Raw genomic sequence first — 13,358 nt, forward strand, 5'->3', positions numbered from 1 at the left:
AACCTGTAGGAGTGAGCCTGCTCGCGATAGCGGTTTGTCAGTCAATGAGATATTGAATGCGCTATTGCCATCGCGAGCAGGCTCACTCCTACAGATGGATTTGTGTCAGGCCTAAAAAAACCCATGATCGCTCATGGGTTTTTTCGTTTCCGGCCTGGCAATTACGCCGGTGCCGAAGTCCGGATCAAGTGATCGAACGCACTCAGCGAAGCCTTGGCGCCCTCGCCTACCGCAATCACGATCTGCTTGTACGGCACAGTCGTCACATCACCCGCTGCAAAGATCCCCGGGATCGAAGTCTCGCCCCGGTTATCGACAATGATCTCGCCACGCGGCGACAGCTCGATGGTGCCCTTCAGCCAATCGGTGTTCGGCAGCAACCCGATCTGCACGAAGATGCCTTCCAGCTCGACCGTGCGCAGTTCATCAGTGGTGCGATCCTTGTAGCGCAGGCCGTTGACCTTCTCGCCGTTACCGGTGACTTCAGTGGTTTGCGCACTGGTGATCACGGTGACGTTCGGCAGGCTGTGCAGTTTGCGTTGCAGCACGGCGTCAGCACGCAGCTGTACATCAAACTCCAGCAGCGTGACGTGCGAGACGATACCGGCCAGATCGATGGCTGCTTCAACGCCGGAGTTACCGCCGCCGATCACCGCCACACGCTTGCCCTTGAATAGCGGGCCGTCGCAGTGCGGGCAGTACGCCACGCCTTTGTTGCGGTATTCCTGCTCACCCGGGACGTTCATTTCGCGCCAGCGTGCGCCGGTCGCGAGAATCACACTCTTGGCTTTCAGGGTTGCACCGCTGGCGAAGCGGACTTCGTGCAGCTCGCCATTCTTGCCCGGGATCAGCTTGTCGGCGCGTTGCAGGTTCATGATGTCGACGTCGTATTGCTTGACGTGTTCTTCCAGCGCCGTGGCCAGTTTCGGACCTTCGGTTTCCTGTACGGAAATGAAGTTCTCGATGGCCATGGTGTCCAGCACCTGACCGCCGAAGCGCTCAGCGACGACACCGGTGCGAATACCTTTACGTGCAGCATAAATCGCTGCCGACGCACCGGCCGGGCCACCGCCGACGACCAGCACGTCAAAAGCTTCTTTGGCGCTGATCTTCTCGGCCTGACGCACGATGGCACCGGTGTCGAGTTTGGCGAGGATTTCTTCCAGGCCCATGCGGCCCTGGCCGAAGTTTTCGCCGTTCAGGTAGATGCTCGGCACGGCCATGATCTTGCGATCGTTGACTTCGTCCTGGAACAACGCGCCGTCGATGGCGACGTGGCGGATGTTCGGGTTGAGCACGGCCATCAGGTTCAACGCCTGGACGACGTCCGGGCAGTTCTGGCAGGACAGCGAGAAGTAAGTCTCGAAGCTGAACTCGCCTTTGAGCGAGCGAATCTGCTCGATCACTTCAACGCTCGCCTTCGATGGGTGGCCGCCGACTTGCAGCAGGGCCAGCACCAGAGAGGTGAATTCGTGGCCCATCGGGATGCCGGCAAAATGCAGGCTGATGTCGGCTCCGGGGCGATTGATCGAAAACGATGGTTTGCGGGCATCGTCACCGCTGTCGATCAGGGTAATCTGGCTCGAAAGACTGGCAACGTCTTTGAGCAGGTCGAGCATTTCACGGGATTTCGCACCGTCGTCGAGGGATGCAACGATCTCGATCGGTTGGGTGACCCGTTCCAGGTACGATTTCAACTGGGCTTTAAGATTGGCGTCCAACATACGGGCGATTTCCTTTATTTGAGGCGAAAAAAAGCCCGAGCGAATCTCGCCCGGGCATTTTTATTGGGCGGTGCAGCTAACTTATGAAGGTGCGGCGTGCCGCCCTGCGTTGCATGTCACAGACTCAGATCTTGCCGACCAGGTCCAGGGACGGAGCCAGAGTGGCCTCGCCTTCTTTCCACTTGGCCGGGCAAACTTCGCCTGGGTGTGCAGCGACGTACTGAGCAGCCTTGATCTTGCGCAGCAGCTCGGAAGCGTCACGGCCAACGCCGCCATCGTTCAGTTCAACGATTTTGATCTGGCCTTCAGGGTTGATCACGAAGGTGCCACGGTCAGCCAGACCAGCTTCTTCGATCAGCACGTCGAAGTTGCGGGAGATAACGTGGGTCGGGTCGCCGATCATGGTGTATTCGATTTTGCCGATGGCTGGCGAAGTGTTGTGCCAGGCAGCGTGAGCAAAGTGGGTGTCGGTCGAAACGCTGTAGATTTCCACGCCCAGCTTCTTGAATTCAGCGTAGTTGTCGGCCAGGTCTTCCAGCTCGGTTGGGCAAACGAAGGTGAAGTCGGCTGGGTAGAAGAACACTACGGACCACTTGCCTTTCAAGTCAGCATCCGAGACTTGAACGAAGTCGCCGTTTTTGAACGCGGTAGCTTTGAACGGTTTTACTTGGCTGTTGATGATAGGCATCGATGACTCTCCGTCAGGGGTTATGAAGTTGATGGGTGAATCCTACCCACTCACTCGACGGAAGGCTCATTGGCAAACCTGATACTGCTGATTTGTTTTCGCTATTAGCTGACTGTATTAATAGAAGAAAACGATCTCTACGGTTGATCCGGCTTATCCATAATCCGAGCCATTCCCTGGAATGGGCTGACCTCAACATAGCGCATGGCGGATTTCATGTCCTTCCAGCCGACGTAACTCATCAGCGATTTCAGATCCCAACCGCTTTGATGCGCCCAGGTTGCAAAGCCGCGCCGCAACGAGTGACTGGTATAACCGGCGGCGGCAATCCCGGCGCGCTGCAAGGCCTGGCGCAGCAGAGGAATGATGCTGTTGGCGTGCAAGCCCTCTTCGCTCAGATTGCCCCAGCGATCAATGCTGCGGAAAACCGCGCCGCGTACCAGCGCGGCTTCCGTAATCCAGTCGATGTAAGCCTGCACCGGGCACAGTTTCAACAGCGCTGGCGCCTGATAGGTCTGCCCGAGATTTTCCCGATCACCCTTGCTGCGCGGCAGATACAAAGTGATTCCCTTGCCAGCACTCGCCTGCACATGCTCGATCTGCAAGCGGCACAACTCATCGCTGCGAAAGCCCCGCCAGAATCCCAACAGAATCAGCGCGCGATCACGATAGGCCTTGAGCAACGTCGGGCGGTCCTGTTCCTGCCGGGCGGTCTGCGCCTCGTGCTCCAGCCAATCGATCACTCGCTGCAGATCCTGCAGTTGCAACGGCTCGGCCTGTTTTTCCTGCGCCGGATGCAAGGCGCGAATCCCCTTGAACACCTTGCGCACCACTGGCGCCTTGGTCGGGTCGGCAAAACCCTGACTGCTGTGCCACTGCGCCAGCGCCGACAGACGCAGTTTCAGCGTATTAATCGACAACACCCCGGCGTGCTCCACCAGATAACGCGCAACGCTGTCGGCGGTGGCCGGCAGGAAACCGCCCCAAGACACCTCGAAATGCTCGATGGCCATGCGATAGCTGCGGCGGGTGTTGTCACGGGTGGCGGCTTGCAGATAGCGATCAATGTCACTCATGGGCAGTTTTCTCGCTGGCGTACTGGATCAGGCATGCAGATGCGCATTTTGCCGCCTGACACTGGGTAATACCAGTATATCCCGTCTGTTTTATTTTAAGGATTTACCTAAAAGTTCAGCATGGTACACTGCGTACTTTAGTGGCATGTACCACAGTACGTAACCGTAGGAGTTCACATGGCCCGTGGCGGCATTACCAAAGCGCTGGTGCAAATCGCGCGCACTGCGATTCTGGCTCGCGGCGAACACCCGAGCATCGATGCAGTACGCATCGAAATGGGCAACACCGGCTCGAAAACCACGATCCATCGCTATCTGAAAGAATTGGATGACGGCGCGCAGCCGACCGAAGCGTCGGCGGAACCGATCGATGATGAGCTGACCGCCCTCGTCTCGCGCCTTGCTCAGCGCCTGAAAGAACAGGCGCAGGAACCCATCGAGCAAGCCCGCGAGCAGTTCGAAGAGCAGCGCGAAGCACTGGAAGCCGAGCTGAAACAGGCTCGCCAGGCGCTGGAAAAGCTCGAACACGACCACGATATTCAGGGTGCCGCGCTGCAACGCGAATCCGAAGCGCTAAGCAACACCCGCTCGATGCTGCAAACCGAACAGACGCGCAACGCTGGTCTGAATCAGGCATTGGCCGACTTTGAATTGCGCTTGCAGGACAAGGACGAACAGATCCGCTCGCTGGAAGAAAAGCACCTGCACGCCCGCGATGCGCTGGAGCATTACCGCAATGCCACCAAGGAACAGCGCGAGCAGGAACAGGCCCGCCATGAAGGGCAAATCCAGCAGATCCAGGCAGAACTGCGCCAGGCTCAGCAGAGCGCGCTGGTGCGTCAGGATGAGATTACTCAGCTGCACCGCGACAACGAACGCCTGCTCACCGAGAACCGTGGCACCCAGCGCGAGCTGAACCTGCTGCAGGACCAGCTCAAGCAGAGTAATCAGCGTCAGGATCAATTGCTCGAACAGGCCACACGAATGGACAGCGAGCGCACCCTGCTCCAGGAACGTCTGCGCGTGGCGACACTGGAAAGCCAGGCGCTCAAGCAGAGCGTCGACGAGCAGACGCAGCTAAATCAGTCCCTGGAAAAGGAATTGCTCAAGGCTCAGGCAAGCCTGGAAGACAGCCAGCGTCTGGCGGCTGCCGTTGCGGCAGCGCCAGACTCGGCCAAAGCGAAGGATGCTTAAGCGCTGACTGGCGTGCGCATGGTGACGAACTCTTCGGCGGCCGTCGGGTGCACCCCGATCGTGTCGTCGAAGTCGCGCTTGGTGGCGCCAGCCTTCAAGGCAATCGCCAGGCCCTGCACGATCTCGCCAGCGTCCGGGCCGACCATATGGCAGCCAAGCACCTTGTCAGTCCTGGCGTCGACCACCAGTTTCATCAGGGTTTTCTCCTGACAGCCTGTCAGGGTCAGCTTCATCGGGCGGAAGCGACTCTCGAAAATCACCACCTCATGGCCGCATTCGCGCGCTTCTTCTTCGCTTAAACCAACCGTGCCGATATTCGGCAGACTGAACACGGCGGTCGGGATCATCTTGTAATCCACCGGGCGATATTGCTCTGGCTTGAACAAGCGTCGAGCCACGGCCATGCCTTCAGCGAGTGCGACCGGGGTCAATTGCACACGACCGATGACATCGCCCAGCGCCAGAATCGACGGCTCGGTGGTTTGATACTCGTCGTCGACCTTGATGAAGCCCTTGTCGTCGAGCTGCACATCGGTGTTTTCCAGACCCAGATTGTCCAGCATCGGACGTCGGCCCGTGGCGTAGAACACGCAATCGGCTTCGAGTATGCGACCATCCTTGAGTGTGGCCTTCACGCTGCCATCGGCCTGCTTGTCGATGCGTGCGATGTCGGCATTGAATTGCAGATCCAGGCCGCGCTTGGTCAGCTCTTCCTGCAGATGCTTGCGCACCGAGCCGTCGAAACCGCGCAGGAACAGATCGCCGCGATACAGCAGCGTGGTATTGGCGCCAAGACCATGGAAAATCCCGGCGAACTCGACGGCGATATAACCGCCGCCGACCACCAGCACACGCTTGGGCAATTCCTTCAGGAAAAACGCTTCGTTCGAACCGATCGCGTGTTCATGGCCCGGGATCTGAGGGATCTGCGGCCAGCCGCCAGTGGCGATCAGGATGTTTTTCGCCGTGAAGCGCTTGCCATCCACCTCAACCTCGTGCGGCCCGACAATTTTCGCGTGCGCCTCGTGTAGCGTCACGCCGCTGTTGACCAGCAGATTGCGATAAATACCGTTGAGACGATTGATCTCGCGATCCTTGTTGGCGATCAGCGTGGCCCAGTCGAAGTTGGCTTCGCCCAGACTCCAGCCGAAACCGGACGCCTGTTCAAAGTCCTCCGCAAAGTGCGCGCCGTAGACCAACAGCTTTTTCGGCACGCAACCGACGTTGACGCACGTGCCACCCAGATAACGGCTCTCGGCCACCGCCACTCTCGCCCCAAAGCCGGCAGCAAACCGCGCAGCCCGCACACCGCCGGAACCGGCACCAATCACATAAAGGTCAAAATCGTAGGCCATTTCTATCTCCTCGGCAGGCCATCAGCATACCCGCAGACATCCATTGGGCAAGCACTGCTGTCCATATAAGGGCGGAAAATGAAAAAGCCACCCGAAGGTGGCTTTATCTTGCAGACGGGGCAAATGCTATTAGTAAGCCTTGCCAGTCTTGTAGAAGTTTTCGAAGCAGAAGTTGGTCGCGTCGATGTAGCCTTCAGCACCACCGCAGTCGAAACGCTTGCCCTTGAATTTATAGGCCATGACGCAGCCGTTCTGGGCCTGCTTCATCAGGGCGTCGGTGATCTGGATTTCACCGCCCTTGCCTGGCTCGGTCTGTTCGATCAGGTCGAAGATATCCGGGGTCAGGATGTAACGACCGATGATCGCCAGGTTCGACGGCGCGTCTTCCGGCTTTGGCTTCTCGACCATGCTGTGCACGCGGTAGATGTCGTCGCGGATCATTTCGCCAGCAATCACACCGTACTTGTTGGTTTCCTGCGGATCGACTTCCTGGATGGCGACGATCGAGCAGCGGAACTGCTTGTACAGCTTGACCATCTGGGTCAGGACGCCGTCGCCATCGATGTTGACGCACAGGTCGTCCGCCAGGACCACGGCGAACGGTTCGTCACCGATCAGCGGGCGGCCAGTGAGGATCGCGTGGCCCAGACCTTTCATTTCGGTCTGACGGGTGTAGGAGAACGAGCACTCGTCCAACAGTTTGCGGATCCCGACCAGGTATTTTTCCTTGTCGGTGCCCTTGATCTGGTTCTCCAGCTCGTAGCTGATGTCGAAGTGGTCTTCCAGAGCACGCTTGCCACGACCGGTAACGATGGAGATTTCAGTCAGGCCCGCGTCCAGTGCTTCTTCAACGCCGTACTGGATCAGTGGCTTGTTTACCACCGGCAGCATTTCTTTAGGCATGGCTTTGGTCGCTGGGAGGAAGCGAGTGCCGTAACCGGCTGCTGGAAACAAGCATTTCTTGATCATATAAGTCCTTGAAAAGGCTGTGTGTACGAGTTTCGAGGCAGTCTAATCAGGCGGCGTGCGCCTTACAATGCCCCGCGCTGGCTAACCGATGCCAACATAGAGAAATATTCGCGCGGATAGTTCCTTGCGGTTTTTTCAGCGGCGAATTCAGCGTAGCCCAGGATCGTGAGCATCGTCGTCACCATACGCTTATCAGCCCCCAATGCGAGCATTTGCCGCTATCATGGCGCCTTTGAACCAGCGAATGAGACAGACTAGATGGCCGCGGTAAAAATCATCAACGGGTATGTGATCGACAAGAAAGACGGCAAGTGGACGCTGACCACCACCAACGGCGAACACATCGCCGGCCCTTTCGACAGTGAGCAGATGGCGACGGACGTGGCCTCGGTGTTCACCGATACGCCTGCATCATCCAAGCGTCGTGGCAAAGATCAGGACTGATCCCGTTGCCGCACGTCCCAGGCCCTGCCAGCACGCAGGGCTTTTTTGTGGCTTGTTGGCAAACAAGTGGCCAATCGCTATAACCTTTTCATCGCGGCGCTGTCAGAGCCTCCAGTCCCCCACTTGAAGACCACGCAACCATGAACCTGAACAAACTGCAGCCGCTCTTCGCGGCATTGGTACTGAGCGGCTGTGCCACCTCGCAGCCGACCTATCTGAACAATGGCGAACAGGGCCTGAGCATCGATTGTTCCGGCGAAGCCAACTCCTGGGCCATGTGCTACGAGAAGGCCGACGCTTCTTGCGCAGGCACCGGCTATCGCATCGTCGGCACAGACGGCACACCGGCGCCAAAGGAAGATGATAAAACCCTCGGCGTCGACGTCGGCAATTACAAGACCCGCAACGTCGTGGTCGTGTGCAAATAGCCGCTACATGTGGATTTCGGCGAATTTGATCCCGAGGCCACGGACGACCTCGATCAGATCGTCGAGCCGACTGAAGGACTCGACTTCATCATTGTCGTCCACCAAAAAGTAACTGCGCCCTGCACTCTTCTTGAAAAACACGATCCATTCACCAGGATTCGCCGGATTCTGGATGACATGGGTAGCAGAGATAAGGCCCTCTGCGTGGCGCTCGCGCACGTGCTCTCGCTTCATCGCAACTCCAAATATGACGATGCCGTCACAGCAGGACTGTGACGGCATCGGGTGCTGATGTTCGGTAGTCTATCAGCCGGAAATACAGGCGTTCGCGGCTTTCTGCACATCATGAGGGCGGACCGGCACATTGGACATGCGCTCATGCAGTTTGATGCTGCTGCCGCCAGCGCGATCTTCGATATCAAATACCGCCGCCGGGCCTGAAGAAAGTTTGCCCGGGACGATCACCCGAACCCCGTCTTTCTGCGCCTGGACCTGCAACGCACCACGGCTATCAGCGAGCTTGTCGGTCAGGCACTGCGCGTACTCCTGGGGCTTTTTGCCGGAGATCACGCTCATGGTTGGCAGCGTTTCATTGATTTCGGAAACATTTGCACAACCGGCCATCGCCAGAATCAACGGCACACACACCACACCCCACTTCATATGAATCCTCCGTTAAAGACCGTCCGACAGCACAAACGCCGCTTTTCTCCGGGGCCTTGTGCATTTAACCCGCCTGCCATGGCGAAGTTCTGTTCAAAATTTGTCAAAGCAACGCCCGACGGCCAGATAATAACCCGTGCGGGCTGATAAACTGCGCCCATCGACAAGCTATCGTTTTGATTTAGTAGAAAAAGCCCTTCTGGAGGCGCCCATGAAATTCATTCACCAGCGCGAGCACCTCAACGAAGACGACATCGTCGTCATTCAATGCTCGCAGATGTGCAACATCCGTTTGATGAACGACGCCAACTTCCGCAGCTTTAAAAACGGCGGCCGTCATACCTATCACGGCGGCGCGTTCGACACCTTCCCGGCGCGTATCACCGCACCGAGCACCGGCTTCTGGAACATCACCATCGACACCGTCAACCGCCGCGCAATCAGCGTGACGCGCAAGCCGACCCTGACCCATTCGATCAAGATCATCCGTCGCTCCAGCACCAAACTGAGCTGAGACGCGCAGCCTATTCTGAAAGGAAACCACCACCGTGGCGCAAACAACCAAATACGTGATTAAGTACAAACTGGACGGCGAGCAGCGTTTCGAGTTCGCCGAGCTGGAAAACGGCACTGACGAGGAAGCAAAAGCGGCGCTGAAAAAAATGCACGCTGACGAAGAGCTCAGTGACATCAAGGTCAGCAAAGCGCTGTAACCAACACCATGCAACCGACCACGTTTGACCTGTTCGCCGACAACGAACCCGTGCAGCAACCCCGCACCGAGCAGATCGGCGAACAATCGTGGGTGCTGCGCGGATTCGCCTTGCCGCGGGTCGAGCAACTGCTGACGGCGCTCGAGGCCATTCTTGCTGTCGCCCCTCTACGCCACATGGTCACGCCGGGCGGATTCAGCATGTCGGTCGGCACCAGCAGTTGCGGCCAGTTGGGCTGGATCACCGATCGCAGCGGTTACCGCTATTCCAGCGTCGATCCACTCAGCGGTTTGCCGTGGCCATCGATGCCAGCGGTGTTTGCCGATCTGGCGCACGAGGCGGCGGAACGCGCCGGGTTTACGGATTTTCAAGCCGACTCCTGCCTGATCAACCAATACGTCCCCGGCGCCAAGATGTCGCTGCATCAGGACAAAGACGAAAAAGGTTATGCCGCGCCAATCGTTTCGTTGTCGCTGGGTCTGCCGGCGATGTTTCTGTTCGGTGGCTTCGAGCGCAGCGACAAGAGCCAGCGCATCCCGCTGCTGCATGGCGACATGGTGGTCTGGGGCGGCGTGGATCGACTGCGCTATCACGGCGTGCTGCCGATCAAACCCGGCTATCACCCACGCCTGGGCGAACGACGCATCAACATCACCTTCCGCGTCGCCGGGGATCAGTAAAAGTTTGACCGCAAGGCGCGGAGTGTTGCGAGTTACGATGCTGGTTAACCTGAATCAAACAGGTCAACGGATTCCCTCTCATGGACACACTTTCAAACAAGATCAGCATTGAAGACGATCCACGCTGGGCCGCCGTGGTCGCGCGCGATCCGAGTGCTGACGGGCAATTTGTTTACGCGGTGAAGACCACCGGCGTCTATTGCCGGCCGAGCAGCCTTGCACGTCTCCCAAAACGACAGAACGTCGAGTTTTTCGAAACCGCCGAACTGGCTGAAGCCGCCGGATATCGGCCAAGTAAACGCGCCAGCAAGGATCAGAATGATGTGCAGCGCGCAGCAATCATTGCTGCGGCTTGTCGTCAGATAGAGGCGTCGGAGACCTTGCCGACGCTCAACAGCCTCGCAACCAGCGCTGGCCTCAGCCCTTTTCATTTCCACCGGGTATTCAAAGCCGTGACAGGCTTGACGCCCAATGGCTACGCCATGGCGCATCGTTCGCGCAAGGTGCGTGCGCGGTTGGCGGACGGCGGCTCGGTGACCGATGCGCTGTATGACGCTGGCTTCAATTCCAACAGCCGTTTCTACGAATCAGCCGATCACCTGCTGGGGATGAAGCCCACCGACTACCGCGCCGCCGGGCAGAACAACGACATTCGCTTCGCCGTCGGCCAATGTTCGCTCGGGGCGATTCTGGTGGCACAAAGCGAACGCGGGATCTGCGCGATTCTGCTCGGTGACGATCCGCATCAACTGGCCTGCGACCTTCAGGACCGGTTTCGCAACGCCAACCTGATCGGCGCCGACCACGAATTTGAACAGTTGATCGCCGGCGTCGTCGGATTTGTCGAAGCACCGGCGACAGGCTTGAACCTGCCGCTGGATATACGCGGCACCGCGTTTCAGGAGCGCGTCTGGCAGGCGCTGCGCGAGATCCCCGCAGGCAGCACCGCCAGTTACGCAGAGATCGCGCAACGCATTGGCGCGCCGACTTCGATGCGCGCCGTGGCCCAGGCTTGCGGGGCCAATCGCCTGGCGGTGGCCATCCCCTGCCACCGCGTGGTGCGCAGTGACGGCAATCTTTCCGGCTACCGCTGGGGCGTCGAGCGCAAGCGCCAGTTGCTTGAGCGCGAACTCAACGATTGACGTCGACCACCACCCTGCCCCGCAGTTGCCCGGCAAGCAGTTTGGGCGCAGCCTCGAGGGCTTCGCTCAAACTGATTTCGTTGCTGATCAGCTTTAGCAAGGAGAAATCCAGATCCTGGCCAGTCGGTCCCAGGCCTCGATACGCCGTGCTTTAGGCTGGGTCACGCTGTTGATCCCGGCCAGCGTCACACCGCGCAAAATGAAAGGCGCTACCGAGGCCGGAAAATCCATGCCCTGGGCCAGTCCGCACGCCGCGACCACACCTTCCGAGCGTGTGCTGGCGCAAGCATTCGCCAGCGTGTGACTACCGACCGAATCGACCACCGCCGCCCACCGCTCTTTAGCCAACGGCTTGCCCGGTTCGGACAAGGTGGCTCGATCGATGATTTCGGCAGCACCCAGTTGCTGCAGATATTCATGCTCGGACACCCGCCCCGTAGAGGCCACCACCCGGTATCCCAACTTGCTGAGCAAGGCGATGGCAAAGCTGCCGACTCCGCCATTGGCGCCAGTGACCAGCACTTCGCCGTGATCCGGCGTCACGCCATGCCGCTCCAGCGCTAGAATGCACAGCATCGCCGTGTAGCCTGCGGTGCCGATGGCCATGGCTTGCGAGGGGGTGAAAGCTTCGGGCAGTGGAATCAGCCAGTCACCGTTGAGCCGGGCCTTTTGCGCCAGTCCGCCCCAGTGGCTTTCACCGACGCCCCAACCGTTGAGCAGCACTCGATCGCCCGCCTTGAAATCCGCGTGCGAACTGGACTCGACCGTTCCCGCCAGATCGATCCCCGGCACCATGGGAAACTTGCGCACCACCGGACTGCTGCCGGTGATCGCCAGCCCATCCTTGAAATTCAGGGTGCTGTACGACACGTTCACGCTGACGTTGCCTTCGGGCAATTGTTGCTCATCGATTTGCTGCAGGTCGGCGCGATAACCGTTGTCGTCTTTGTCGATCAGAATGGCGTTGAACATGACGGCCTCTCGAAGATGATTTGTAAAAAGCATGCCTTGAAATAGCACATCGCAACACATTGCCACACTCGACTTTCGCTGAGCCACCCGCACCGCCGCTGAAAAACTGCACGTGATGTTCAGAATTTCAGACTGGCCCCGCAGCCGGTTTTGCTGCTAAAACCGATTGCCGTCCCTGCCCGTTTCATCGTTCGGAGAATTGCTATATGAGCCAGTGGCCAGACACCCGCATCCTTGATCTTCTCGGTATCGAACTGCCGATCATCCAGGGCCCGATGGCCGGCGCGACCAACTCTTCGATGGTGATTGCCGTATGCAATGCCGGCGGCCTCGGTTCAATGCCGGCGGCGATGCTGAGCATCGAGCAATTGCGCGAGGAGCTGAAGACGATTCGCCAGCAGACCAGCAAGCCGTTCAACGTCAATTTCTTCTGCCATCAGCCGCCGGCGCCTGATGAGCAGCGAGCCCGTGACTGGAAAAATCTGCTGGAACCTTACTACCGCGAACTGGGCGCCGATTTCGACGCGCCGACTCCGGTCTCCAACCGCGCTCCATTCGACGAAGCCGCATGTGCAGTGCTCGAAGAATTCCGGCCCGAGGTGGTGAGTTTTCATTTCGGTCTGCCGGAGAAAAACCTGCTCGATCGGGTCAAGGCCACCGGGGCGAAAATTCTTTCGTCCGCCACCACGGTCGAAGAAGCGATCTGGCTGGAGCAGCACGGCTGCGACGCGATCATCGCTATGGGTTATGAGGCAGGCGGGCATCGCGGGATGTTTCTCAGCGATGATTTGAGCACGCAGGTCGGCACTTTCGCGCTGGTGCCGCAGGTGGTTGACGCGGTGAAAGTGCCGGTGATTGCGGCTGGCGCGATCAGCGATGCCCGGGGTGTTGCAGCGGCGTTGATGCTCGGCGCCTCGGCGGTGCAAGTCGGCACGGCGTACCTGTTTACTCCTGAAGCGAAAGTCAGCGCCTCGCACCACAAGGCCCTGCGCACCGCCAAGGAAAGCCAGACCGCCATCACCAATATTTTCACCGGCCGTCCGGCACGGGGCATTGTCAATCGGGCGATGCGCGAACTTGGCCCGATATCAGCGCAGGCGCCGGCTTTTCCATTGGCCGGCGGTGCACTGATGCCACTGCGGGCCAAGGATGACGCCGACTTTGCCAATCTCTGGGCTGGTCAGGCGTTGACGCTGGGCAAGGATATCGGCAGCGCTGAACTGACCCGGCAACTGGCCGAGGGCGCATTGGCGAAACTCAGCCGTCACTGAATTAATGCGGCGAGCGGATTTATTCCCTCGCCACCTGGC

Annotated in this window: 15 protein-coding genes and 1 pseudogene; 8 read left to right on the plus strand and 8 right to left on the minus strand. The window is 58.8% G+C overall.

What is annotated here, in order from left to right:
* Positions 1 to 161 precede the first annotated feature (161 nt).
* From ahpF to J2Y90_RS20140, 3 genes are all read right to left on the minus strand, one after another.
* Complete coding sequence (gene ahpF, locus J2Y90_RS20130) at positions 162 to 1,724, minus strand: alkyl hydroperoxide reductase subunit F (RefSeq protein WP_253502285.1); 1,563 nt, start codon at positions 1,722 to 1,724, stop codon at positions 162 to 164.
* Between the two features lie 124 nt (positions 1,725 to 1,848).
* Positions 1,849 to 2,412, minus strand: a complete 564-nt coding sequence (gene ahpC, locus J2Y90_RS20135) for an alkyl hydroperoxide reductase subunit C (RefSeq protein WP_016774916.1) — start codon at positions 2,410 to 2,412, stop codon at positions 1,849 to 1,851.
* Between the two features lie 137 nt (positions 2,413 to 2,549).
* A complete protein-coding gene (locus tag J2Y90_RS20140) occupies positions 2,550 to 3,488 on the minus strand; it encodes a site-specific integrase (protein WP_253502288.1) in 939 nt (312 codons plus the stop codon).
* Positions 3,489 to 3,665: 177 nt separating this feature from the next.
* Between J2Y90_RS20140 and J2Y90_RS20145 the strand changes: the two genes are divergently transcribed.
* Complete coding sequence (locus J2Y90_RS20145) at positions 3,666 to 4,682, plus strand: DNA-binding protein (protein WP_253502291.1); 1,017 nt, start codon at positions 3,666 to 3,668, stop codon at positions 4,680 to 4,682.
* Here the strand turns inward: J2Y90_RS20145 and gorA are convergent.
* Together gorA and galU are read right to left on the minus strand one after the other, a co-directional pair.
* Positions 4,679 to 6,037 (minus strand): glutathione-disulfide reductase, encoded by a 1,359-nt coding sequence (gene gorA, locus J2Y90_RS20150; protein WP_253502294.1) that lies wholly within the window; start codon positions 6,035 to 6,037, stop codon positions 4,679 to 4,681. The genes J2Y90_RS20145 and gorA overlap by 4 nt on opposite strands.
* Positions 6,038 to 6,166: 129 nt before the next feature.
* Positions 6,167 to 7,006, minus strand: coding sequence for a UTP--glucose-1-phosphate uridylyltransferase GalU (galU, locus tag J2Y90_RS20155; RefSeq protein WP_024013124.1), 840 nt, complete (start codon positions 7,004 to 7,006; stop codon positions 6,167 to 6,169).
* Positions 7,007 to 7,264: 258 nt separating this feature from the next.
* Between galU and J2Y90_RS20160 the strand changes: the two genes are divergently transcribed.
* Both J2Y90_RS20160 and J2Y90_RS20165 read left to right on the plus strand, forming a co-directional pair.
* On the plus strand, positions 7,265 to 7,450 hold the full coding sequence (locus J2Y90_RS20160) for a hypothetical protein (RefSeq protein ID WP_016774922.1): 186 nt from the start codon (positions 7,265 to 7,267) through the stop codon (positions 7,448 to 7,450).
* A 140-nt stretch (positions 7,451 to 7,590) separates the two neighbouring features.
* The gene (locus J2Y90_RS20165; RefSeq protein ID WP_042606852.1) at positions 7,591 to 7,878 is read left to right on the plus strand and encodes a hypothetical protein; all 288 of its coding nucleotides are present in this window, start codon (positions 7,591 to 7,593) and stop codon (positions 7,876 to 7,878) included.
* 3 nt (positions 7,879 to 7,881) lie between these two features.
* On the opposite strand, the gene J2Y90_RS20170 is transcribed toward J2Y90_RS20165, so the two are convergent.
* Both J2Y90_RS20170 and J2Y90_RS20175 read right to left on the minus strand, forming a co-directional pair.
* The gene (locus J2Y90_RS20170) at positions 7,882 to 8,112 is read right to left on the minus strand and encodes a hypothetical protein (protein WP_039762740.1); all 231 of its coding nucleotides are present in this window, start codon (positions 8,110 to 8,112) and stop codon (positions 7,882 to 7,884) included.
* Positions 8,113 to 8,184: 72 nt separating this feature from the next.
* The gene (locus tag J2Y90_RS20175) at positions 8,185 to 8,541 is read right to left on the minus strand and encodes a hypothetical protein (RefSeq protein ID WP_253502297.1); all 357 of its coding nucleotides are present in this window, start codon (positions 8,539 to 8,541) and stop codon (positions 8,185 to 8,187) included.
* 211 nt (positions 8,542 to 8,752) lie between these two features.
* Here J2Y90_RS20175 and J2Y90_RS20180 point away from each other — a divergent pair, with 211 nt between their 5' ends.
* The 4 genes from J2Y90_RS20180 (at position 8,753) to ada (ending at position 11,076) form a co-directional block, all read left to right on the plus strand.
* The gene (locus J2Y90_RS20180; RefSeq protein WP_007912251.1) at positions 8,753 to 9,055 is read left to right on the plus strand and encodes a DUF1883 domain-containing protein; all 303 of its coding nucleotides are present in this window, start codon (positions 8,753 to 8,755) and stop codon (positions 9,053 to 9,055) included.
* 34 nt (positions 9,056 to 9,089) lie between these two features.
* Positions 9,090 to 9,254: a hypothetical protein gene (locus J2Y90_RS20185; RefSeq protein WP_253502301.1), complete on the plus strand. Its 165-nt coding sequence runs from the start codon at positions 9,090 to 9,092 to the stop codon at positions 9,252 to 9,254.
* A gap of 8 nt (positions 9,255 to 9,262) precedes the next feature.
* A complete protein-coding gene (gene alkB, locus J2Y90_RS20190) occupies positions 9,263 to 9,934 on the plus strand; it encodes a DNA oxidative demethylase AlkB (RefSeq protein ID WP_253502306.1) in 672 nt (223 codons plus the stop codon).
* Between the two features lie 80 nt (positions 9,935 to 10,014).
* Positions 10,015 to 11,076, plus strand: coding sequence for a bifunctional DNA-binding transcriptional regulator/O6-methylguanine-DNA methyltransferase Ada (ada, locus tag J2Y90_RS20195; protein WP_253502309.1), 1,062 nt, complete (start codon positions 10,015 to 10,017; stop codon positions 11,074 to 11,076).
* Here ada and acuI read toward each other — a convergent pair.
* Positions 11,066 to 12,048 (minus strand): annotated as a pseudogene (acuI, locus tag J2Y90_RS20200) (acrylyl-CoA reductase (NADPH)). The gene ada and the pseudogene acuI sit on opposite strands and share 11 nt — an antisense overlap.
* Positions 12,049 to 12,254: 206 nt before the next feature.
* Between acuI and J2Y90_RS20205 the strand changes: the two are divergent.
* Positions 12,255 to 13,319 carry an NAD(P)H-dependent flavin oxidoreductase gene (locus J2Y90_RS20205; protein WP_253502312.1) on the plus strand — a complete coding sequence of 355 codons (1,065 nt, stop codon included), beginning with the start codon at positions 12,255 to 12,257 and terminating at the stop codon, positions 13,317 to 13,319.
* The last annotated feature ends 39 nt before the right edge of the window (positions 13,320 to 13,358 follow it).

The organism is Pseudomonas koreensis (assembly GCF_024169245.1).
Lineage (GTDB): Bacteria > Pseudomonadota > Gammaproteobacteria > Pseudomonadales > Pseudomonadaceae > Aquipseudomonas > Aquipseudomonas koreensis_F.